At 63.9% G+C, this 22,817-nt stretch carries 21 protein-coding genes; 4 read left to right on the forward strand and 17 right to left on the reverse strand.

The window, feature by feature from the left end; translation table 11 throughout:
• From GYA95_RS21510 to exaC, 16 genes are all read right to left on the reverse strand, one after another.
• The gene (locus GYA95_RS21510) at window positions 1-948 is read right to left on the reverse strand and encodes a copper resistance protein B (protein ID WP_015268789.1); all 948 of its coding nucleotides are present in this window, start codon (window positions 946-948) and stop codon (window positions 1-3) included.
• Window positions 938-1,243: a hypothetical protein gene (locus GYA95_RS21515; RefSeq protein ID WP_015268790.1), complete on the reverse strand. Its 306-nt coding sequence runs from the start codon at window positions 1,241-1,243 to the stop codon at window positions 938-940. The genes GYA95_RS21510 and GYA95_RS21515 overlap by 11 nt, the downstream gene beginning before the upstream one ends.
• 14 nt (window positions 1,244-1,257) lie before the next feature.
• Entirely contained in the window at window positions 1,258-3,027 is a 1,770-nt protein-coding gene (locus GYA95_RS21520) for a copper resistance system multicopper oxidase (RefSeq protein ID WP_015268791.1), read from the reverse strand.
• Window positions 3,028-3,359: 332 nt separating this feature from the next.
• Window positions 3,360-4,556: an ABC transporter permease gene (locus GYA95_RS21525; RefSeq protein WP_015268792.1), complete on the reverse strand. Its 1,197-nt coding sequence runs from the start codon at window positions 4,554-4,556 to the stop codon at window positions 3,360-3,362.
• Window positions 4,556-5,767, reverse strand: coding sequence for an ABC transporter permease (locus tag GYA95_RS21530; protein ID WP_043936052.1), 1,212 nt, complete (start codon window positions 5,765-5,767; stop codon window positions 4,556-4,558). Before GYA95_RS21530 ends, GYA95_RS21525 begins: the two co-directional genes overlap by 1 nt.
• The gene (locus GYA95_RS21535; RefSeq protein ID WP_015268794.1) at window positions 5,767-6,453 is read right to left on the reverse strand and encodes an ABC transporter ATP-binding protein; all 687 of its coding nucleotides are present in this window, start codon (window positions 6,451-6,453) and stop codon (window positions 5,767-5,769) included. Before GYA95_RS21535 ends, GYA95_RS21530 begins: the two co-directional genes overlap by 1 nt.
• On the reverse strand, window positions 6,450-7,601 hold the full coding sequence (locus GYA95_RS21540; RefSeq protein ID WP_015268795.1) for an efflux RND transporter periplasmic adaptor subunit: 1,152 nt from the start codon (window positions 7,599-7,601) through the stop codon (window positions 6,450-6,452). Before GYA95_RS21540 ends, GYA95_RS21535 begins: the two co-directional genes overlap by 4 nt.
• Window positions 7,602-8,032: 431 nt before the next feature.
• Entirely contained in the window at window positions 8,033-8,734 is a 702-nt protein-coding gene (locus tag GYA95_RS21545; protein ID WP_015268796.1) for an XRE family transcriptional regulator, read from the reverse strand.
• A gap of 375 nt (window positions 8,735-9,109) precedes the next feature.
• On the reverse strand, window positions 9,110-9,637 hold the full coding sequence (gene ppa, locus GYA95_RS21550; protein ID WP_003255365.1) for an inorganic diphosphatase: 528 nt from the start codon (window positions 9,635-9,637) through the stop codon (window positions 9,110-9,112).
• Window positions 9,638-9,730: 93 nt separating this feature from the next.
• Complete coding sequence (locus GYA95_RS21555; RefSeq protein ID WP_015268797.1) at window positions 9,731-10,546, reverse strand: M90 family metallopeptidase; 816 nt, start codon at window positions 10,544-10,546, stop codon at window positions 9,731-9,733.
• Window positions 10,547-10,555: 9 nt separating this feature from the next.
• Window positions 10,556-11,203, reverse strand: a complete 648-nt coding sequence (locus GYA95_RS21560) for a DedA family protein (RefSeq protein WP_015268798.1) — start codon at window positions 11,201-11,203, stop codon at window positions 10,556-10,558.
• A 250-nt stretch (window positions 11,204-11,453) separates the two neighbouring features.
• Window positions 11,454-11,912 (reverse strand): GNAT family N-acetyltransferase, encoded by a 459-nt coding sequence (locus tag GYA95_RS21565; RefSeq protein WP_003257044.1) that lies wholly within the window; start codon window positions 11,910-11,912, stop codon window positions 11,454-11,456.
• Window positions 11,913-12,020: 108 nt separating this feature from the next.
• The gene (eutC, locus tag GYA95_RS21570) at window positions 12,021-12,839 is read right to left on the reverse strand and encodes an ethanolamine ammonia-lyase subunit EutC (protein ID WP_015268799.1); all 819 of its coding nucleotides are present in this window, start codon (window positions 12,837-12,839) and stop codon (window positions 12,021-12,023) included.
• Between the two features lie 8 nt (window positions 12,840-12,847).
• Window positions 12,848-14,242 (reverse strand): ethanolamine ammonia-lyase subunit EutB, encoded by a 1,395-nt coding sequence (locus GYA95_RS21575; protein WP_013970694.1) that lies wholly within the window; start codon window positions 14,240-14,242, stop codon window positions 12,848-12,850.
• Between the two features lie 46 nt (window positions 14,243-14,288).
• Window positions 14,289-15,737 carry an ethanolamine permease gene (gene eat, locus GYA95_RS21580; protein ID WP_015268800.1) on the reverse strand — a complete coding sequence of 483 codons (1,449 nt, stop codon included), beginning with the start codon at window positions 15,735-15,737 and terminating at the stop codon, window positions 14,289-14,291.
• 234 nt (window positions 15,738-15,971) lie between these two features.
• The gene (gene exaC, locus GYA95_RS21585) at window positions 15,972-17,492 is read right to left on the reverse strand and encodes an acetaldehyde dehydrogenase ExaC (protein WP_015268801.1); all 1,521 of its coding nucleotides are present in this window, start codon (window positions 17,490-17,492) and stop codon (window positions 15,972-15,974) included.
• A 255-nt stretch (window positions 17,493-17,747) separates the two neighbouring features.
• Between exaC and GYA95_RS21590 the strand changes: the two genes are divergently transcribed.
• The 4 genes from GYA95_RS21590 to GYA95_RS21605 all read left to right on the forward strand — a co-directional run bounded on the left by GYA95_RS21590 (window position 17,748) and on the right by GYA95_RS21605 (window position 22,062).
• Window positions 17,748-19,736: a sigma-54-dependent Fis family transcriptional regulator gene (locus tag GYA95_RS21590; RefSeq protein ID WP_102059509.1), complete on the forward strand. Its 1,989-nt coding sequence runs from the start codon at window positions 17,748-17,750 to the stop codon at window positions 19,734-19,736.
• Between the two features lie 66 nt (window positions 19,737-19,802).
• The gene (gene mpl, locus GYA95_RS21595; protein WP_015268803.1) at window positions 19,803-21,152 is read left to right on the forward strand and encodes a UDP-N-acetylmuramate:L-alanyl-gamma-D-glutamyl-meso-diaminopimelate ligase; all 1,350 of its coding nucleotides are present in this window, start codon (window positions 19,803-19,805) and stop codon (window positions 21,150-21,152) included.
• Window positions 21,149-21,778 (forward strand): flavin prenyltransferase UbiX, encoded by a 630-nt coding sequence (gene ubiX / locus GYA95_RS21600; RefSeq protein WP_013970698.1) that lies wholly within the window; start codon window positions 21,149-21,151, stop codon window positions 21,776-21,778. Before mpl ends, ubiX begins: the two co-directional genes overlap by 4 nt.
• The gene (locus GYA95_RS21605) at window positions 21,775-22,062 is read left to right on the forward strand and encodes a YceK/YidQ family lipoprotein (protein ID WP_015268804.1); all 288 of its coding nucleotides are present in this window, start codon (window positions 21,775-21,777) and stop codon (window positions 22,060-22,062) included. The genes ubiX and GYA95_RS21605 overlap by 4 nt, the downstream gene beginning before the upstream one ends.
• Before the next feature lie 108 nt (window positions 22,063-22,170).
• On the opposite strand, the gene GYA95_RS21610 is transcribed toward GYA95_RS21605, so the two are convergent.
• A complete protein-coding gene (locus GYA95_RS21610; protein WP_015268805.1) occupies window positions 22,171-22,815 on the reverse strand; it encodes an oxidoreductase in 645 nt (214 codons plus the stop codon).
• Window positions 22,816-22,817: the final 2 nt, after the last annotated feature.

Genomic DNA, 22,817 nt, shown 5'->3' on the forward strand with positions numbered 1-22,817 from the left:
TCAAAACCACATGCGGATACCGGCCACGAAACGCGCTTCATCCACATCACCACCGTCGTCGCGGACGAAATCGGCGGTTTTGCCGTAGGAGCGGCTCCAGGTGATGCCGATGTAGGGGGCGAACTGGCGGACAATTTCATAGCGCAGGCGCAGCCCGACTTCGGTATTTGCCAGGCCGGAACCCACACCGCGCCCAGGGTCGTTCTTGCCATAGAAATTGGCTTCAGCGGTCGGCTGCAGGATCAGGCGGTTGGTCAGCAGAATGTCGTAGTCGCCTTCCAGGCGCGCGGCAGTCTGGCCGTTCTCGCCAATGAACGCGGTGGCTTCGGCTTCGAAGTCGTAAAGCGCCATGCCCTGGATACCGAACGCCGCCCAGGTCTGGGGGGATTCAGGCTTGAAGTCCTGGCGCACCCCGGCAACCACATCCCACCATGGGCTGATCGAGCGGCCGTACAGCAGCTGCAATTCGGCATCCTCGGTGACACCGTTGGTGCGTTCACCTTCGGAGCGGATCCACAGCCGGTTGATATCGCCGCCTACCCAGCCAGAAGCATCCCAGGCCAGCGTGCTGCCTTCATCCGCATCCTGGTACTCGAGCTGATCCAGCAGGAAGAAGCTGTTGATAGCACTGTCGTGCATCTGATGCCCACCCAATGGGGGGAAGGCTGCCTGGCGGTCGGCATCGGTCAGCACCGGGATCGGGGTACGGCTTGTTGTCGGTGTATCCGCCGAGCCTTGGTTCATTGTCGAATGGTCCATAGCCTCATGATTCATAGCTCCATGATTCATCGCGCCATGGTCCATGCCCTGCATGCTGCCATGATCCATCTCGCCGTGGTCCATCATCGAATGGTCCATTTCTTCAGCGGCGAAGCTGGGCGCAGCACCCAGCGCCCCCAGCGTAACGGTCAGTGCCAGCAGCGATGGTCGTGCCAGGCTATTGAGCATCTTTCCCTGCCTTGGCTTTGTTACTGCCATGGGATTCCATCATCTTGCCGTGGTCCATGCCCTGCATCGAACCATGGTCCATACCCTTCATGGCGTCATGGTTCATACCTTTCATCGAGCTGTGATCCATCCCTTTCATGGCGCCATGGTCCATGCCTTGGGCACTCCTGGCTTCCTTGGCATCGGCAGACTGCTGATCGTTGCCGTCGGACCAGGATGATGGGGCATAAACTGCAAACAGGCCGGCTATCGCAGCAGAGAGAAAAAACGCGCTTCGTTTCATTGGTTTGCTCATCTCGGATCTCCAGTTCATTCGTCCACGCGGACTTCGCGGAACATGCCCATTTCCATGTGGAACAGCAGGTGACAGTGATAGGCCCAACGCCCCAAGGCATCTGCCGTGACGCGATAGCTTCGTTTTGAGCCAGGCGGCATGTCGATCGTGTGTTTGCGCACCATGAAGTTGCCGTTCTCATCCTCCAGGTCGCTCCACATGCCATGCAGGTGGATGGGGTGAGTCATCATGGTGTCGTTGACCAGGGTGATGCGCAGGCGCTCACCATACTTGAGGCGCAGTGGCTCGGCATCGGAAAACTTGATGCCGTCGAAGGACCAGGCGAACTTTTCCATGTGGCCGGTTAGGTGCAACTCTATTGTGCGACCAGGCGCGCGGCCGTCCGGGTCCGGGAAGGTGCTGCGCAGGTCGGCATAGGTCAGCACACGGCGGCCGTTGTCACGCAGGCCGATGCCCGGATCGCCCAGTTTTGGCGTCGGGGTCATCGTTTGCATGTCGACCAGGGGGTTGTTGGTCTCGGACTCTGGGTGGCTCTGCATGGGCGCGCTGGTGCCAGCCATTTCGCCATGGTCCATGCCGGCCATGCTGCCGTGGTCCATGCCTGCCATGTCATCGTGGTCCATGCCGGCCATGCTGCCGTGATCCATGCCGCCCATACCGCCATGGTCCATGCCCATATCGCTCATGGAAATGGTCGGCCGTGGATCGACAGCGGGAACAGGGGCCTGCAAGCCCTCGCGAACCGCCAGGGTGCCCCTGGAATACCCGGTACGGTCCATGGATTGGGCGAAAATGGTGTAAGCCTGCTCGCTTTCGGGTTCGACGATGACATCGTAGGTTTCGGCAACGGCAATGCGGAACTCGTCGACCGAAACGGGCTTTACATGCTGCCCGTCCGCCGCGACAACCGTCATCTTCAAGCCGGGAATTCGCACATCGAAATACGTCATGGCCGAGCCATTGATGAAGCGCAGGCGGATTTTTTCGCCCGGCTTGAACACGCCCGTCCAGTTACCGTCGGGGGCCTGGCCGTTCATCAGGTAGGTGTAGGTGTAGCCGCTCACGTCAGCGAGATCGGTGGGGCTCATTTTCATCTCGGCCCACATCTTGCGGTCGGCTACCGCGGCGGACCAGCCCATTTCGCTCACATCGTTGACGAAATCGCCCACCGTGCGCTTGTGGTAGTTGTAGTAGTCGGACTGCTTCTTGAGCTTGGACAGCACCCGTGCAGGGTCTTCATCCGTCCAGTCGCTGAGCATGACCACGTAGTCCCGGTCATAGGTGAACGGCTCAGGCTCTTTCGCGTCGATGACCAGGGCGCCATACACCCCGACCTGCTCCTGGAAACCGGAGTGGCTGTGGTACCAGTAGGTGCCGTTCTGCTGGACCTTGAACTTGTACTCATACATGCCGTCGGGGGCGATGCCATGGAAGCTCAGGCCCGGCACGCCGTCCATGTTCGCCGGCAGGATGATGCCGTGCCAGTGGATGGAGGTGTCCTGCTGCAAGCGGTTGCGCACACGCAGCGTCACGGTATCGCCTTCGCGCCAGCGCAGGATGGGCCCGGGAATGGAGCCGTTGATGGCCATCGCTGTGCGCGCAGCGCCGGTAATGTTGACCGGCAGCTCACCGATGTAGAGGTCGAAGTCGGTGCCGCTCAGCACATTCGGTTGGCCGGGGCTGGTCACGGCCCAGACCGGCGTGCGCCACATGCCCAGCCCGCCAAGCAGTCCGGTAGCGGCAAGGCCTTTGACGAAGGAGCGTCTGGTGGTTTTGCTTTGCATGCCGTTGCGTCCAGTCAGTCGAAAAGTTGCTGGTGTTCAGGCGGTTGAACGCCCCAGCCCGTGGGTCGAGAAGCCCCACAATCTTCCTTCACGCTAGCGGACCTGCGCTGTCAGCTGGCTGAGCTTCAGATTACTTTTCTGTCAGCTTGCGGTGGGTATGACTGACGAAGCGCATGGCATGCAGAATCTGGGGCCGCCTTGCGGCCCTTCGCGGGCACGCCCGCTCCCACAGGGATGGCGCTGTAGCCAGGACATGCGCGGGACCTGTGGGAGCGGGCGTGCCCGCGAAGGGCTGCAAAGCAGCCCCATCAAGGGGCTCTTTGGCCTGGCCGCTACTCGATGCGCAGCGCCGCCACCGGATGCAAGCGGGCCGCCCGCACGGCCGGAGCCAGGCCGGCGAGAATGCCGAGCACCGCCGCCAGCAGCAGCGCCAGTAGCAGAAACAGCGGATGCAGCGCCAAGGGCAGGCTCGGCATGGCCAGGTGCAGTAGCCCGAGCAGCAGGCCCATCAACAGCAGGCCAAGCAAGCCACCGGCCATGGACAGCAGCGTCGCTTCGGCGAGAAACAGCCCGAGCACCTGCCGCGGGCTGGCGCCAATCGCCCGCAACAGGCCGATTTCCGCCGTGCGCTCGCCCACAGCGGTCGTCATGATGGTGAGAATGCCGACCGCGCCAACCAACAGCGAAATACCCCCCAAGGCACCGATGGCCAGGCTCAGGGTGCCGAGCACGCGGTTGAAGCTGCGCAGCATGTCATCCTGGGTGGTCAGGCTGAAGTCCTCCGCGCCGTGCCGTTCGCCAAGCACCTCGCGAATCTGCCGGCTCAACGCCTTTGAAGTGGTGCCTGCGCCGAACACTACATGGGCTTTGACCACCCCGGTGCGGTTGAACAGGCTTTGCGCCCAATCCACCGGGATGTAGGCGATATCGTCGAGGTTGAAACCGAGCAACTGGCCCTTCTTTTCCATCACGCCGATCACCCGGAAACGCACGCCGCCGACGCGAATCAACTCGCCCAGCGGATTGCGCGCACCGAACAGCTCGGCACGCAGCTGATGGCCGAGCACCACATAGGGCGGCGAACGACCGTCACGGGCCGCGGGCAGGAACTCGCCCAGGCTCAGCTGCATGCGCCAGGCCTGTGCCAATTGATGGCCACTACCGAGAATGTCGCTGCGCCGGCTCAGCTGGCCGAACTGGACATCCCCGCTACCCTGAATGATCGGCACAGCTGCCTCGACATGCGGCAAGCGCCGCAGGGCATCGGTGTCACTGATGGTCAGTGGCCGTACGCTGCCGAGCAGGCCGCCGAGGCCGCTGGTCTGGGTCTTGCCCGGGCGCACGGTGATGATCCGAGTACCGAACTGCGAGAAGTTCTCCAGCACATAGCCGCGCACGCCCTCGCCGATGGCCGTGAGCAGCGCCACGGCGGCTATGCCGATCGCTACCCCGAGCAGGGTCAGCAGGCTGCGCAGCGGGCGGCAGGTCAGCGCCGAGCTGGTCAGCCGGAAACCATCTTGCCAGCGCATCAGTGCGCCCCCGGCGGGCGTAGCGCCGCCACCGGCTCCAGCGCCGAGGCCCGAGCGGCCGGCAGCCAGGCGAACAGCAGCGCCGTGCCAAGTGCCAGCAGCACTGCTCCAGCCCGCGCCCACCAGGGGGCATAGAGCGGCAGATCGAACGCCAGGCGCCCCAGCCAGAGCAAGGTTTCGGCCAGCAGCAGCCCTGCCAGTGCCCCTGTCAGGGCCAACAGCGCTGCCTCGCCGAGGAACAGCAGGCGCAGCTGCGCCGCCGTCACGCCTATGGCTTTGAGCAGGCCGATCTCGGCGCTGCGCTGGCTCACTGCAATCCAGGTCACGTTCATGATCAGGATGCCTGCCACCAGCAGGCTGATCGCGGCAATGCCAGCCACCGCCAGGGTCAGCACCGCGAGTATCTGGTCGAAGGCGCTGAGCAGGCTGTCCTGGCTGACCAGGGTAACGTCCTCCTCACCCTCGTGACGCTCCTTGAGCGCGGCGAGTATCAGCTGCTTGCTACGGTCGAGAAAGCTCGGACCATGCACCTCGACAAACACCCGCGACAACCCCTCGCTATTGAACAAGGCCTGTGCACTGGCCACCGGGATGATCAACATCTCGGCGAAATCCATCCCCAACGATTCGCCCCGCTCACCGAGAATGCCGACCACCCGGAAGCGCCGGTCGCCGGCGCGCAACCATTCACCCAGGGCCGGGCGAGCCCCGAACAGTTCGCGCCGGAGTTTGCCGCCGATCACGCAGACGGCTTCAGCCTGCTCAGGGTCCAGCGTCGGTAGGGGCTGGCCTTGTACGACCGTCAGTTGGCGAATGGCGAAGAAGTCCCGGGTGGTGCCCAGCGTCAGCACCTCACGATTGCGGTTGCCGACTATTACCTCCATCTGCCCGGCCTGCTGCGGCGCGACCCGGCGGATGCCCGGCAACCGGGTGATGGCCTGGACATCCTGCAAGGTCAACTCGTGTGGCGTCAGCCCGGTGAGCGGCGGCATTCGCCCGGTGGTTTCCTTGCGCCCCGGGAAAACGATGAGTATGTCGCGCCCGAGCAGCGAGAACTCGTTCAGGACGAAGGCCCGCGCCCCCGCGCCAAGACCGGTGAGCAGATTGACCGCGACCACCCCGATAGCGATGGCCAGCAGTAGCATCAGGCTGCGTGAGCGATGCCCACGCAAGGCACCTAGCCAGAAGCCCAGGGCATCGGCAGCGCGCATCAGGCCCGCGCCCACTGCGGCGCAATACTGTGGATCCGCCCGTCACGCATGTGCAGCTGGCGCTGTGCACGGGCGCCCAGGCTGGCATCGTGGGTCACCACTATCAGGGTCAGGCCCTCGCCGTTGAGCTCCTCCAGCAGGCTGAAGACCTCTGCGCCGGCCTGGCTATCGAGATTGCCGGTGGGTTCGTCGGCCAACAGCAGCGCCGGTTGCATGACCATCGCCCGGGCGATCGCGACGCGCTGGCGCTGGCCACCGGACAGCTCGGCCGGGCGGTGGGCAATGCGCTCGCCCAGCCCCAGGCGTGCCACCAATTGGCTGCTGCGCTTGCGCCGTTGTGCCGCACCAATGCCGGCGAGGACCATCGGCAGCTCGATGTTTTCCAGCACCGTCAGCCGTGCGATCAGGTGGTAGGACTGGAACACGAAACCTATCAGTCGGCTGCGCAACTGGGCGCGGCGCGCCTCGCTCAGCGACGCCGTGGCCTCGCCCTGCAGCCAGTATTCGCCGGCGCTCGGCGCGTCGAGCAGGCCGAGGATGTTCAGCAGGGTCGACTTGCCCGAGCCTGACGGGCCCATCACCGCCATGTAGTCACCGGCGGCGATGTCCAGGTCCAGGCCATCCAGCCCCATCACCTGCTGCTCGCCCAACTGGAAGCTGCGGCTACCGCCGCGCAGGCGGATCATTTCTCGGTCTCCGCGGCATCCACAGGGATCACCGCCACGGTATCCTTGAGCCCTTCCTGCTCGTGGCTGGCGACTATGCGTGCGTCCTCGTCCAGCCCTGCAAGCACCTCGGTCCAGCGCCAGTTGCTCAGCCCGGTTTGCACCTGCACCTCGCGCAACACCCGGGCGCTCGGGTCATATCGCAGCACGCGCTGCCCCTCCAGCAGGGTCTCGGTGGGGATGCGCAAGGCACCCGTGTGCTGCTCCAGGAGGATCTCGACATCGGCGCTATAACCGGTGAGCAGGGCCAGGTCTGCCGGCGGCTGGTCGAAGCGCACCTCGACATCGACGGTGCGCGCCTGCTTCTCCAGTTCGCGCACATAGGGCGCGATGCGGCTGACGCGGCCGGTGAAATGCTGACCACGGAAGGCATCCAGGCTGATCCGTACGGCGGTTCCTGGGTGAACCCGGGCAGCGTCCACCTCATCGATCGGTGCCTCTACATACAGGCAGCTGTCGTCGATCAGGTCGACTGCTGGCGGCGTGGGAATACCTGGCGGCGAAGGGGTGACGAACTCGCCGAGTTCGCCGTTGATTTCTGCGACGATGCCGGCGAATGGCGCGCGCAGAGTCGTCTGTTCCAGCAGTGAGCGCTGCAACTGCAGGCTGGCGTCGGCCTCGCGTATCAACACGGCACTGGCACTGCACATCAGCTTCGCCAGGTTGGCCTTGGTTGCCGCCTGATCGAGGCGATCGGCGGCAATCAACTTGCGGTCGGCCAGCTGGCCCAGGCGATCAAGGTCGCGTCGGTCCAGGAGAGCTTGCTGGCAGCGCTGTTCGCGGGTGTTGCGCTGGGCCTCCAGCCGCGCCTCGGCTTCCTGCAGCCTGGCCTGTTGCTCGTCCTGCCGCAGGCGCATGAGCACCTGACCCGGCTGGACCCGCTGGCCCTCGCTGACCAGCAACTCGGCAACCTGGCCGCCGACATTGAAGGACAGGTGCGAGCGTCGACAGGACTTCAGCGTACCCGCGCGCGTGTTGGCCACCACCGTCTCAACCGGCCCCCGCTCAACTTCCAGCAGCCTGACCGGCAACGGCTGCGGGCGGCTCAACCAGCCGCCCAACACCACGAGACAAGCCAGGATCGACGAGCCAATCAATAATTTGCGCATGGACTACACCTCCTCCCATATGGCTTGAGCCTAGATCAGGAGGGTGAAAGCTCCACGCGAAACGTCATTTATCCGACGATTTTCGGATGAGCGTTAGTATAGTGTCATAAAAATGGCGAATGAGATTTTTTTCGCTCACGCAACGGCGATTCCCCGGCCATGGGAAGGCTGCAGAAAGTTCAGAGGATGAGAATGGCGGGCATTAAAAAGCCGGCTTGTGGCCGGCTTCTCGGGGACGCTTCCGACTAATTTATGGTAAGCCGCAATCGCCTTAACTGTGTGGCCATCAAGGGGCCGAAAGAGATGGCAGATGCCCGTGTGGGATATCGCCGAGCCCTCTGGACCGCGGCTTGCGCCGGTCGGGGCTGAATGTGCGGCGTAGCATACAAGGGCGCGCGCAGGATGCCCAGCAAAAAATGGCACAGGTTGTTTCAGTCGGGCCGTTGCTGGCGGAAATGCGACCAGTGGAACACCCAGCCCAGTATCTTCAGCCCTTGTGTCTGGCGCTGGGCGGCGGTGTAGCGTTCGACCGCATAGTTGCGCCGATCATGGCTGTGCAGGTACAGCGTGCCGTGCTGGCCGAGGCTGAGGTTGTTAACCCTGAGCACGCCGTTGTGCAGCAGGGCATAGGTTTCGCCCTCGACCACCTGGGTCATGCCCAGGTCGATGGCCAGGGTAGCTTGCAGCGGAATCAGCGGGGTCATGTTGCTGGCGGGCATGGCCAGGCAGATGGCGTCGTCGGCATGCACTCCCAACCCTTTCAGGGCTTTTGCGGGCAGGCACAGGTGTTTGCCGGCCACGGGCGACAGCAGGCCGTTGTGCAGCTCGTAAAAGGGCACCTTCAATGTACGGCCGCCTTGCGCCGATAGCGGCGTGGGCGGGTTGGCGGGCGCCGGCCCCGGTGGGCAGGTGCGCAGGATCGGGTTGTGGTGTTTGGGGCCTTCGCCCGTGCGCAACCAGCGACGATGCACGCAGAACAGGTCCGCCATTTCGTCCAGCCGGGCCAGGGGCACGCCGCGCTTGAGCCAGTTGTTGACGTGCTGGGGCGTGACGCTGCGCTGGGCGGCGAAATCAGAAGGGGTCAGGCCACATTCGTGGAGGAGGGCTTTGAGTCTGTCACCGGATGTGTTCATGGCGGCGAGTGTAGCGGCGGGGTGCCAGCAAGGATATGAACCGGATGTTGATGGAGCTTGTGTGAAAAGCGCCTGTTTGTAGGGCGTTGGAGTAGGACTGCGTAGGATTTATTACCGCATCAGGCGTTGGCGCGGTAGCTGTAGGAGCGGCCTTGTGTCGCGACGGGGCGCGACGCGGCCCCAAACCATCCCGCACGATGTACCTGAGAGACCGCATTTGCTGATTTTACGGCCGCTTCGCGCCCGATCGCGACACAAGGCCGCTCCTACAACCGACCGCGAAGGCAGGTCATTCAACAAGAGGGCCGCGAACGCAGGTGTTGACGAATGGCCATAAAAAACCCCGCCGAGGCGGGGTTCTTCATGCAACCGGCATCAGCCCTTGTAGGCAGCAACCGATTTGGTGATCGCGGCGCGGGCGGCGTCAGCGCCTTCCCAGCCTTCGATCTTGACCCACTTGCCCTTCTCGAGATCTTTGTAGTTGGCAAAGAAGTGCTCGATCTGCTGGATCAGCAGGGCTGGCAGGTCGGTGTATTCCTTCACGTCGACGTACAGCTGCGACAGCTTGTCGTGAGGAACAGCGATGACCTTGGCGTCGCCGCCGCCGTCGTCGGTCATGTTCAGCACGCCGACCGGACGGGCGCGGATAACCGAACCTGGGGCTACCGGGTAAGGGGTAACGACCAGCACGTCCAGCGGATCACCGTCATCGGCCAGGGTGTTCGGGATGAAGCCGTAGTTGGCTGGGTAGAACATCGGGGTAGCCATGAAACGGTCGACGAACAGGGTATCGCTGTCCTTGTCGATCTCGTATTTGATCGGCGCGTGGTTGGCCGGGATCTCGATGGCGACGTAGATGTCGTTCGGCAGGTCTTTGCCCGCCGGAATCTTGCTGTAGCTCATTGGGCAGTGCCCCCGTGTTTGACCAAAAAAGTGGCGGCGATTATAGGCACATTCTGCATGGGCATGCCACGCCTGGCCTGATGTGCGGCCCCGTCAGGCGTGGCTTTCGCGGTATTCCGGGTGTTCGGCCTGCAACCGGCACAGGCGCGCCAGCGGGTCCTGGCGGTAGAACAGCGACAACTGGCGGTAGACCTGTGGATAAGCCTGTTGCAGCAGGTCGGGAGCACTAAAGAAGTACTCGCTGGTTACGGCAAAGAATTCTGCGGGGTTCTCTGCGGCATATGGATCGATGGCGGTTTCGGCGTCGGGGTTGGCGTCCAGCTGGCGGTTGAGGTCGTCATAGGCCTGTTGCATGGCGGTTGCCCATTCATCCACGGGCATGCCGCTGTGCAGCGGCGGCAGGCCGTTGGCATCACCATTGAGCATGTCGAGCTTGTGCGCCAGTTCATGGATGACCAGGTTGTAGGCCTCCCAGCCACCACTGGCCAGCACGCCGCTCCAGGCGAGGATGATCGGGCCCTGCTGCCAGGCTTCGCCGCTGTGCTCACCGTCCCACACGTGCTCCACGCCACTGGCATCGCGGTGGCGCTGGGGGCTCTTGAAGTCGTCGGGGTAGAGGATGATTTCGTGGAAACCCTGGTACCAGTTCAGCTCGCCCAGGTGCAGCAGCGGCAACTGCGCCTGGGCCGCCAGCACCAGGCGCTGCTCGTCATCCGGCTCGACGCCGGGCAGGCAGGTGAGGTGCTTGTCGAGCAGGAACAGGATGCAGGCTTCACGCAGCCAGCGATCCTCTTCGTCAGTGATGCCGTCCAGCATTGGCAGGCGCTCGCGCACGGCCTGCCATTGCTGGGGGGTGATGGGATAGCGCGCCAGGGTGCGCTTGCGCCGCCAGGCGCTGAACGACCACATCGGCAAGTTTCAGTGCGCTTTGGCCGTGCGGCCCAGACGGCCACGCAGCAGGCCGAGGATCATCGGTACCAGCGACAGGATGATGATGCCCACCACCATCAGCGACAGGTGCTGTTTGATGAATGGCACGTTGCCGAAGAAGTAGCCCAGGGTCACCAGGCCGCCGACCCACAGTAGCGAACCGGCGACACTGAAACCGAGGAAGCGCGGGTAGTGCATGTGGGCGATGCCGGCGACGAACGGCGCAAAGGTGCGCAGGATGGGCAGGAAGCGCGCCATGGTCACGGTCTTGCCGCCGTGGCGTTCATAGAAGTCGTGGGTACGCTGCAGGTAGTCGCGACGGAAGATCTTCGAGTTGGGGTTGTTGAACAACCGCTCGCCCGTCGTGCGGCCGATCACATAGTTGGTGCTGTCGCCGAGGATCGCGGCGGCCATCAGCAGGCCGGCCAGCAGCAACGGGTCCATGCCGCCACCGGCGGCCACGGCGCCGGCAATGAACAGCAGCGAATCGCCAGGCAGGAAGGGCATGACCACCAGCCCGGTTTCACAGAAGATCACGGTGAAGAGGATGGCGTAGATCCAGGGACCGTAGTTGGTGACCAGCAGATCGAGGTAGGCATCGAGATGCAGGATAAGGTCCAGCGGGTTGAAATCCATGTACAGCACCTGTGTTCTTGGGCGTAGGCTCGGTTACCTGCGGATGGGTAAATTTTCACACACGACAGGTGGGCCATTATACGGCTAAGTCAGGATCATGCCCGGGGAGTTTGTAGCGGGGGGTTACGGCAGGTGGTATTCCTGTACCGGCCCTTTCGCGGGCATGCCCGCTCCCAAAGAGATATCACTGCTTCCTAAGGCTGTGCTGTACCTGTGGGAGCGGGCGAGCCCGCGAAAGGGCCGGTGCAGGTCAATCCTGGCTGATCGGCAGGATATAGCTCTTGAACTCGTTATCCTCACGAAACCCGATGGATTCGTAAGTCTTGTGCGCTACCTCATTGTCCGCGCTGGTTGACACCCGCATGCGCACGGCGTTGGTTTCCTTGGCCATTTTCTTCGCCTCACGCATCAGGTGGTCGGCCACCAGCATGCGCCGCGAGTCCTCGGCCACGTAGATATCGTTGAGAATCCATACCCGCTTCAGCGACAGCGACGAGTAGCTCGGGTACAGCTGGCAGAAGCCCAGCAGCTTGCCGTCATCATCATCGGGTAGCGCCAGGTAGATCACCGACTCATCCCGCTTCAGGCGCTTTTCCAGGAAGCTGCGCGAACTGTCGGGGTAGGGTAGCTGCCCATAGAACTCGCGGTATTTGACGAACATCGGCGTAAGCAGATCGAGGTGTTCCAGGGTTGCCTTGATGATGCGCATGTGCGGCCCTCAGAGTCCATTAGGGGAAACAGCGGATTGCCAGCAGCTTTCAAAGGCATGCTGCCCAATGCTTGGCGCAAGTGCAATCCGCCTTCCGTGACATGTTTTTTATCCTTTGCCGAGCAGGAAGTTACCTTTCTGGCCGGTGCTGTTTTCGCTCTCCAGGCTATGGACCTCGGCCTCGTCCTTCAGATTCACCCCGGAAAGCTGGCGCCGGCAGGCTTCGCGCATCAAGTACAGCAAGCGGTGCGCCGCCATGCCATAACTCAGGCCCTCCAGGCGGATGTTGGAAATGCAGTTGCGGTAGGCGTCGGTCAGGCCGACCTTTGGCGCATAGGTGAAGTACAGGCCAAGGCTGTCGGGCGAGCTGAGCCCCGGGCGTTCGCCGATCAGCATCACCGTCATCCGTGCGCCCAGCAGCTCACCAACCTCGTCGGCCACTGCCACGCGGCCCTGCTGCACCAGCACCACCGGGGCGCTGGTCCAGCCGTCGGCGGCGGCCTGTTCCTCGAAGCGCGCCAGGAACGGCAGGGTGTGGCGGTGCACGGCCAGTGCCGAGAGGCCGTCAGCGACGACGATGGCCAGGTCGACCCCGCCGGGGTTGGCCTGGGCATGCTGGCGCAGCGCGGCAACCGAATCTTCGTTCAGCCGTCGCCCCAGGTCCGGGCGTTGCAGGTACTGGTTGCGGTCGCTGGCGGCGCTGTGCAGCACCAGGCTTTCGCGCCCGCGGTCACTCAGCTGGGTAGCCAGGCCGGCATGGTCGAAGGCCAGGTGCACGGCATCGCGTGCCTGGGCGTGGGCGAACTGGAAGTCCAGTTGTGCACCTGTAGGCAGGCTGGTGCCGGTGCGGCCCAGGGCGATGCGCGCCGGGGTCAGGTTGCGCAGGGCCAGCCAGGGGTTTTCGGGGGTAGGCGTGCGGTGGTCCATGGTCATCCCTATGCAAGCTGTGCCAAGGCCTGGCGGAAGGCCGGCGGCAGGTTGTCACCAAAGCGCACCCGGCCATCGGCCTGGGTGAAGATGCCGGTGCGGGCCAGCCATGCCTCGAATTCCGGCCCGGGCTTCAGGCCCAGGGTCTGGCGCGCGTACAGCGCGTCATGGAACGAGGTGGTCTGGTAGTTGAGCATGATGTCGTCGGAGCCTGGGATACCCATGATGAAGTTGATCCCGGCCACGCCCAGCAGGGTCAGCAGGGTGTCCATGTCGTCCTGGTCGGCTTCGGCGTGGTTGGTGTAGCAGATGTCGCAACCCATTGGCACTCCCAGCAGCTTGCCGCAGAAGTGGTCTTCGAGGCCGGCGCGGATGATCTGCTTGCCGTTGTACAGGTACTCCGGGCCGATGAAACCGACCACGGTGTTGACCAGGAACGGCTTGAAGTGGCGGGCCACGGCATAGGCGCGGGTTTCACAGGTCTGCTGGTCGACGCCGTGGTGGGCGTTGGCTGACAGCGCGCTGCCCTGGCCGGTTTCGAAGTACATCAGGTTCTGCCCGAGGGTGCCGCGTTTCAGCGAAAGGCCCGCTTCGTAGCCTTCCTGCAGCACGTTCAGGTTGATGCCGAACCCGGCGTTGGCCGCCTCGGTGCCGGCAATGGATTGGAACACCAGGTCCAGTGGCACGCCACGGTTGATCGCCTCGATCGAGGTGGTGACGTGGGTCAGCACGCAGGCCTGGGTGGGGATGTCGTAGCGCTGGATGATGGCGTCGAGCATCTCCAGCAGGGCGCAGATCGAGGCGATGCTGTCGGTGGCCGGGTTGATGCCGATCATGGCGTCGCCGTTGCCGTACAGCAGGCCGTCGAGAATGCTGGCGGCGATGCCGGCCGGCTCGTCGGTCGGGTGGTTGGGCTGCAGCCGGGTCGACAGGCGCCCGCGCAGGCCCATGGTGCCACGGAACCGGGTGACCACGCGGATCTTCTGTGCCACCAGCACCAGGTCTTGCACGCGCATGATCTTCGACACCGCTGCGGCCATTTCCGGCGTCAGCCCGGGTGCCAGGCTGCGCAGGCTGTCCTCGTTGGCCTCTTCGCTCAGCAGCCAGTCGCGCAGGCCACCCACGGTCAGGTGGCTGACCGGGGCGAAGGCCTGGGCGTCGTGAGTGTCGATGATCAGGCGCGTGACTTCATCATCTTCGTAAGGGATCAGCGCTTCGTTGAGGAAATGCGTCAGCGGGATATTGGCCAGGGCCATCTGCGCGGCGACCCGTTCGCCATCATTGCTGGCCGCGACGCCCGCCAGGTAGTCCCCCGAGCGGGCGGGGCTGGCCTTGGCCATCACTTCCTTGAGGCTGTCGAAGCGGTAGACCAGGTGGCCGACCGTGTGTACGAAACTTGCCATACAGACTCTCCAGAGCCGCGGGTTGCCCCGCGGCGGGTGGCGGCGATCAGTGCAAGGCCTCTTCGGCCTTCTGGATCGCGGCGAATTCCTCTTCCGGTGTACCCGCGACCAGGTGGTGGCGGCTGTAGAAAGCAAAGTAGGCAATTAATACCGCATAGATCACTGCGGCGCCAATCACCACCCGTGGGTCTACCAGGAAACCGGCGACCACAGCGATGCAGGCCAGTACCAGTGCCAGGCCCGAGGTGAAGATGCCACCAGGGGTGCGGTATGGGCGCTCCATCTTCGGCCGACGGATGCGCAGGGTGATGTGCGCGGCCATCATCAGCACGTACGACAGGGTAGCGCCGAACACCGCCACCAGGATCAGCAGGTCACCCTGGCCGGTCAGCGACAGGGCAAAGCCGATGATCCCGGGGATGATCAAGGCCAGTACCGGGGCCTTGCTCTTGTTGGTTTCCGACAGCTTGCGCGGCAGGTAGCCGGCGCGGGACAGGGCGAAGATCTGCCGGGAGTAGGCGTAGATGATCGAGAAGAAGCTGGCGATCAGCCCGGCCAGGCCGATCAGGTTGACGAAGCCGCCCATCCAGGTGCTACCGCCGTAGGCTTTGGACAATGCTTCCACCAGCGGGTTGCCGGACGCTTTCAGTGCTTCGGAGCCTGCGCCGCCAGGGCCGACCACCAGGATCAGCAGGGCGAAGGCCAGCAACACCAGCATGGCGCCGATCAGGCCGCGTGGCAGGTCACGCTTGGGGTTCTTGGTTTCTTCGGCAGCCAGCGGCACGCCCTCTACGGCAAGGAAGAACCAGATGGCATAGGGGATGGCCGCCCACACGCCGACATAGCCGAACGGCAGGAAGCTGCTGGCGCCCACAGCGTCCGTTTTGGCGATGTCGAACAGGTTGGCTGCATCAAAATGGGGCACCATGCTCACCAGGAACACGGCCAGAGCGATGGCTGCGATGGCGGTGATGATGAACATCAGCTTCAACGCCTCACCCACGCCAAAGATGTGGATGCCGATGAACACGATGTAGAACGCCAGGTAGATCATCCAGCCGCCGATGCCGAACAGTGACTGGCAGTAGGCGCCGATGAACACGGCGATGGCGGCGGGGGCGATAGCGTACTCGATGAGGATTGCCGTGCCGGTGAGGAAGCCGCCCCAGGGGCCGAAGGCGCTGCGGGCAAAGCCGTAGCCGCCGCCTGCGGTGGGGATCATCGACGACAGCTCGGCCAGCGAGAAGCACATGCACAGGTACATGGTGGCCATCAGCAGGGTGGCGAGGAACATGCCGCCCCAGCCGCCCTGCGCCAGGCCGAAGTTCCAGCCGGCATAGTCGCCGGAGATGACGTAGGCCACGCCCAGGCCGACCAGCAGGACCCAGCCGGCGGCACCTTTTTTCAGTTCACGTTGCTGGAAATAGTCCGAGCCGACTTTTTCGAAGTCGACGGAAGAGCCTGCCGGCGAGCCGGCGGAATGATCGCTTGGCATAGATTCACCTGTTGTTTTTCTTGGTGGCCGGACGGGTTCCGGGCCGATGGTGATGGGTACTGCAGGAAGCGAGCCAGAGCGGTTGGTGCTCTGGATATTGTGTTTGCAGGTCCGGCCTCATCGCCGGCAAGCCGGCTCCCACAGGTACTGCACAGGTCTGGAATCCCCTGCGATCCCTGTGGGAGCTGGCTTGCCGGCGATGGGCTGCAAAGCAGCCCCGAGGCCATCCCAGGTTTAGAAGAAGCCCAACGGATTGATGTCGTAGCTCACCAGCAGGTTCTTGGTCTGCTGATAGTGGTCGAGCATCATCTTGTGCGTCTCACGCCCGACCCCCGACTTCTTGTAGCCACCGAACGCGGCATGCGCCGGGTACAGGTGGTAGCAGTTGGTCCACACGCGGCCAGCCTTGATCCCACGGCCCACGCGGTAGGCACGGTTGATGTCGCGGGTCCACACGCCGGCGCCCAGGCCGAACTCGGTGTCGTTGGCGATCGCCAGGGCTTCGGCTTCGTCCTTGAAGGTGGTGACGCTGACCACCGGGCCGAAGATTTCTTCCTGGAACACGCGCATCTTGTTGTTGCCCTTGAGCAGGGTCGGCTGGATGTAGTAACCGGTGGCCAGCGAGCCCTCCAGTTTTTCGACCTTGCCGCCGGTCAGCAACTCGGCGCCTTCCTTCTGGGCGATATCCAGGTACGACAGGATCTTCTCGAACTGCTGTTGCGAGGCCTGCGCTCCGACCATGGTGTCAGTGTCCAGCGGGTCGCCGCGCTTGATCTGCAGCACCTTCTTCATCACCACTTCCATGAACTGCGGGTAGATCGACTCCTGCACCAGTGCCCGTGACGGGCAGGTGCATACCTCGCCCTGGTTGAAGAACGCCAGCACCATGCCTTCGGCCGCCTTCTCGATGAAGCTTGGTTCGGCTTGCATGATGTCTTCGAAATACACGTTCGGCGACTTGCCGCCCAGTTCGACGGTGGACGGGATGATGTTCTCGGCGGCGCATTTCATGATGTGCGAGCCCACCGGGGTCGAGCCGGTGAAGGCGATCTTGGCGATGCGCTTGCTGGTGGCCAGTGCTTCACCGGCTTCGCGGCCATAGCCTTGCACCACGTTGAGCACACCAGGTGGCAGCAGGTCACCGATCACTTCCAGCAGCACGGTGATGCCCAGCGGGGTCTGTTCGGCTGGCTTGAGCACCACGCAGTTGCCGGCGGCCAGTGCCGGGGCGAGCTTCCAGGCGGCCATCAGGATCGGGAAGTTCCACGGGATGATCTGCCCGACCACGCCCAGTGGCTCATGGATGTGGTAGGCCACGGTGCCTTCGTTGATTTCCGCGGCGCCGCCTTCCTGGGCGCGGATGCAGCCAGCGAAGTAGCGGAAGTGGTCGACCGCCAGCGGAATGTCGGCATTGAGGGTTTCGCGGATCGGCTTGCCGTTGTCCCAGGTTTCGGTAATGGCCAGCAGTTCGAGGTTCTGCTCGATACGGTCGGCGATCTTCAGCAGAACGTTGGAGCGGTCCTGCACTGAAGTGCGGCCCCAGGCGTCGGCCGCAGCGTGGGCTGCATCCAGGGCTTTATCGATGTCTTCGGCAGTGGAGCGAGGGAATTCAGCGATCAGCTTGCCATTCACCGGGGAGGTATTTTCGAAGTACTGCCCCTTTACCGGAGGAACGAACTCACCACCGATGTAGTTGCCGTAGCGGCTCTTGAAGGAAACCTTCGCGCCTTCGGTACCGGGATGTGCGTAACGCATGGTGTGTCTCCTGGCTATTGTGTTTGTTAGGGAGTTGGAAAGCGTAGAGCAAAGGTTGGGCCAGCGTTTCGAGCGCCAGGAAAATCAATGACTTGGCTCGGTTCTTTGGGCCTGGCCCACGATCTCTGTGCCAGCGCCGGTACGCGCGGGGGTGACACTTTGTGCCATTTGCGACACGTAACCGGAGGGTGCATTGCAAAGCCTTGCCGGGTGGAGGATGCTGGCGGGACTCTCTATCTGCGGAGAACTACAACAATGCAGAGCAATCATTTCAGTCGCCATGCCCAGCAAGTCCATACCGTCGCCCATGGTGGGGCCGGAGAGGGTGGAAGTGACCCGTCCATCGCCCGCTCCTGGCTGCGCTGCCTGGAGGACTACCACCTCGACCCGTCGGTGATCGAGGCCCCGGTGGTGCTCGAGCATGGGCGCCTGCTGGAAAGCCGCGAGCGCCTGCGCCAGGTGCTGCAGATTGCCGACCATGAAATGAACAGCCTGCACCAGCAGCTTTCCGGGGCCGGCCATGCGGTGCTGCTGACCGATGCCCGTGGGGTGATCCTCAATTGCGTCAGCGCGCCGACCGAGCGGCGCAGCTTCGAGCGTGCCGGGCTGTGGCTGGGCGCTGACTGGAGCGAGGCGCGCGAGGGCACCAACGGCATCGGCACCTGCCTGGTCGAGCGCCAGGCGCTGACCATCCACCAGAACGAGCACTTCCGTGGCCGCCACACCGGCCTGACCTGCTCGGCCAGCCCGGTGTTCGACCCGCATGGCGAGTTGCTTGCAGTGCTGGATGTGTCTTCGGCGCGGCCCGACGTTTCCCGGCAGAGCCAGTTCCACACCATGGCTTTGGTCAACCTGTCGGCGAAGATGATCGAAAGCTGCTACTTCCTGCGCCATTTCGAACAGCAATGGCTGCTGCGTTTTCACCTGCAGGCCGAGTCGGTCGGCCTGTTCAGCGAAGGCCTGCTGGCGTTCGACGGTGACGGGCGCATCTGCGCCGCCAACCAGAGTGCGCTGAACCTGCTGGGCACGGTGCGTGGTGGCGTGCTGGGCAAACCGCTGGAACGCTTTTTCGCTTGCAGCCACGACGAACTGTTCAGCCGCGCCACGCCCAGCGGCAGCACGGCCTGGCCGCTGCATACCCTGGACGGGCGCCAGGTGTTCGCCAGCCTGCGTGGCCAGGCGCGCGCACCGGTGTGGTCGGTACCAGCCGCCCAGCCGCGGCCCACGCGGGAAGTGGAGCCGCTTATCTGCCTGCTCGACCCCGCCTTGCAGAACGACTTCCGCCGCAGCGTGCGGGTGTTCGAGCGCGATGTGCCGCTGTTGCTGCGCGGCGAGACCGGCTGTGGCAAGGAGGCTTTTGCCCAGGCCGTGCACCAGGCCAGCGAGCGGCGCGGCAAGCCGTTCGTCGCCATCAACTGCGCCTCGATCCCGGAGAGCCTGATCGAGAGCGAACTGTTCGGCTACCGCGGCGGCAGCTTTACCGGTGCACGCAAGGAAGGCATGCGCGGCAAGCTGCTGCAGGCCGATGGCGGCACCTTGCTGCTGGACGAGATTGGCGACATGCCACTGGCCCTGCAAACCCGCCTGCTGCGCGTGCTGGAGGAGCGCCAGGTGGTGCCGATCGGTGGCGAGCCGCAGGCGGTCGACGTGCGCATTGTCAGCGCTACTCACCGTGACCTGCTGGATAGGGTGGAGCAGGGCAGTTTCCGCGAGGACCTGTATTACCGCCTCAATGGCCTGGAAGTGGCATTGCCGGCAGTGCGCGAGCGCAGTGACAAGGCGCAGTTGCTGGACTTTCTGCTGCGTCAGGAGGCGCAGGGAGAACCGATCGATATCGAGCCCAGGGCGCGGCAGGCACTGCTCGACTTCGCCTGGCCGGGCAACGTGCGGCAGATGCGCAACGTGCTGCGTACCCTGGTGGCACTTTGCGAAGACTCCCGCATCGTGTTCCCGGATCTCCCAGCCATTGTTCGCAACAGCACCGTCCCTGTAGGAGCGGCCTTGTGTCGCGAAAGGGCCGCAGAGCGGCCCCAGGGGCCCAGCCGCGCCGACCAATTTGCAGGGGCTGCTGCGCAGCCCGATCGCGACACAAGGCCGCTCCTACAGGATGCGGAGCGGCAAGCATTGTTGGAGACGCTAGAGGCAAAACACTGGCACCTCACCCGTGTCGCCGAGCACTTGGGCATCAGCCGCAATACCTTGTATCGAAAACTGCGCAAACACGGCATCACCAGGGCCGACTGAGCGAAACATCTGGTGCGATTTGTCGCGCCCTGGGCTACCCTGCCTCGATGTTTTGCGAGGTCGACCATGCATATTCACATTCTCGGTATTTGCGGCACTTTCATGGGCTCGCTGGCGGTGCTGGCCAAGGAACTTGGCCACCGCGTCACCGGCTCGGACGCCAACGTCTATCCCCCGATGAGCACCCAGCTTGAAGCCCAGGGCATCGAGCTGACCCAAGGCTATGACCCGGCCCAGCTGGACCCGGCGCCAGATCTGGTGGTCATCGGCAACGCCATGTCGCGTGGCAACCCGGCGGTGGAGTACGTGCTGAACAAGGGCCTGCCCTATGTTTCCGGCCCGCAGTGGCTGGCCGACCACGTGTTGCAGGGCCGCTGGGTGCTGGCCGTTGCCGGTACCCACGGCAAGACCACTACCAGCAGCATGCTGGCCTGGGTGCTGGAACACGCTGGCATGAGCCCGGGCTTCCTGATTGGCGGTGTGCCGCAGAACTTCTCGGTGTCGGCGCGCCTTGGCGATACGCCGTTCTTCGTGGTCGAAGCCGACGAGTACGACAGCGCCTTCTTCGACAAGCGCTCGAAGTTCGTCCACTACCACCCGCGCACGGCGATCCTCAACAACCTCGAGTTCGACCATGCGGACATCTTCCCCGACCTGGCCTCGATCGAGCGGCAGTTCCACCACCTGGTGCGCACCATCCCCAGCGAAGGCCTTGTCATCCACCCCACCACCGAGCAGGCGCTGGAGCGAGTGATCGGCATGGGTTGCTGGACCCCGGTGCAGACCACCGGCGAAGGTGGCCAGTGGCAAGCCCGTCTGCTCAGCCCCGACGGCTCGCGCTTCGAAGTGCTGTTCGACGGCGAAGCGCAGGGCGTGGTGGACTGGGCGCTGACTGGCCAGCACAACGTCGCCAACGCCCTGGCTACCCTGGCAGCGGCGCGCCATGTAGGCGTGGTGCCAGCCATGGGCATCGAAGGCCTGAGCGCCTTCAAGAGCGTCAAGCGGCGCATGGAGAAGGTTGCCGAAGTGCAGGGCGTGACCATCTACGATGACTTCGCCCACCACCCGACCGCCATCGCCACCACCCTAGACGGCCTGCGCAAGCGCGTTGGCGAAGCCCCGGTGATCGCCGTGATCGAGCCGCGCTCAAACTCGATGAAGCTCGGTGCCCACCGTGACGGCCTGCCGGAAAGCGTCAACGACGCCGACCAGGTGATCTGGTACGCCCCGGCCAACCTTGGCTGGGACCTGGCTGCCACCGCCGCGCAATGCAAAGTGCCCAGCGTGGTGGCCGACAGCCTCGAAGCGATCATCGAACGGGTCAAGGGGCAGGCCCGCCCGGGTACCCATGTAGTGATCATGAGCAACGGCGGCTTCGGCGGCCTGCACGGCAAGCTGGCCGAGGCACTGAAGTGAGCGGGCCGGAACGCATCACCCTGGCCATGACGGGCGCCTCTGGTGCCCAGTATGGCCTGCGCCTGCTCGACTGCCTGGTGCGTGAGGACCGCGAGGTGCACTTCCTGATCTCCAAGGCCGCGCAACTGGTGATGGCCACCGAGACGGACGTGGTGCTGCCGGCCAAGCCACAGGCGATGCAGGCCTTCCTCACCGAATATACCGGCGCTGCCGACGGGCAGATCCGCGTGTATGGCAAGGAAGACTGGATGTCGCCGGTAGCCTCGGGCTCCGGCGCCCCGGCGGCAATGGTCGTGGTGCCCTGTTCCACCGGCACGTTGTCGGCGATTGCCACCGGTGCCTGCAACAACCTGATCGAACGTGCTGCCGACGTTACCCTCAAGGAGCGTCGCCAACTGATCCTGGTGCCGCGCGAGGCGCCGTTCTCCACCATCCACCTGGAGAACATGCTCAAGCTGTCGCAGATGGGCGCGGTGATCCTGCCGGCGGCACCGGGCTTTTATCACCAGCCGCAGACCATCGACGACCTGGTCGACTTCGTGGTGGCGCGCATTCTCAACCTGCTGAACATTCCCCAGGACATGTTGCCGCGCTGGGGTGAGCACCACTTCGGGGTGGATGATTGAAGCGAGCGCTGGTGGGCTTGCTGGCGCTGGTGCTGCTCGGTGGCTGCGCCACGGTGCGCACGTTGGATGCCAACAAACCCGGGGCACCGGTGGTGTATGCCGGTACCCGGTTGGACTTGTATGTGATCAATGGCGGGTGCTGCCCGCGGGATCGTTACGGGGCTGAGGCGCCAGCGTATCCGGGGCTGGACCTGCCGGGGAGCATGTTGCTCGATACCTTGTTGCTGCCGTTGTCGTTGCTGACAGCGGCCGGTGTAGGCTTCCAGGCCACTGGTGGCCTGTAAGGGCCCTTTCGCGGGTAAACCCGCTCCTACAGGATCTGTGTAATCTTCTTGTGATCACTGTACCTGTGGGAGCGGGCGTGCCCGCGAAGAGGCCATCACAAGTGAAGCCTATTTCTTGCCCAACCTGCGCAACTCATCCGACTCCACAATCCGCACCCCGTCCTCTTCCTCCAGCGCCAGCCGCCACAGCGCCCGGGCCAAGGTACAAGCCTCGATCCCCCGATACTTCCCGGGTATCAGCTTGGCAAACGGCGAAGCCAACTGTTCACTAAGCCGAGGCTCGACCCGCTCACCCAGCAGCAACGATGGCCGCACGATGGTCAGCTGCGGCCAATCCTGAGCCTTGAGTGCCTCCTCCATCTCACCCTTGACCCGGTTGTAGAAAATCGACGATTTCGGGTCGGCGCCCAATGCACTGACCACCAGCAGATGCCGCGCGCCCAACTCCCGGGCACGCTTGCTGAACGCCACCACCATGTCCAGGTCCACCGCGCGGAAGGCCGATTCGGAACCGGCCTGCTTCAGTGTGGTGCCCAGGCAGCAATAGGCGATATCGACCCGCCCACCCAGTTGTGGAAGGAACACAGCCGGGTCGCCTACCGGGTTTTCCAGGTGCGGGTGCTCGGCCAATGGCCGGCGGGTAGGCGCCAGTACGCGAGTGATGGTGGGCTCGTTGAGCAGACGGTCGAGCAGGTGTTCACCTGTCAGACCCGTGGCACCGGCAAGCAGGACATGCTGAGGCGTCAAATACATGA

The organism is Pseudomonas asiatica (genome assembly GCF_009932335.1).
Taxonomy (GTDB): Bacteria; Pseudomonadota; Gammaproteobacteria; order Pseudomonadales; family Pseudomonadaceae; genus Aquipseudomonas; species Aquipseudomonas asiatica.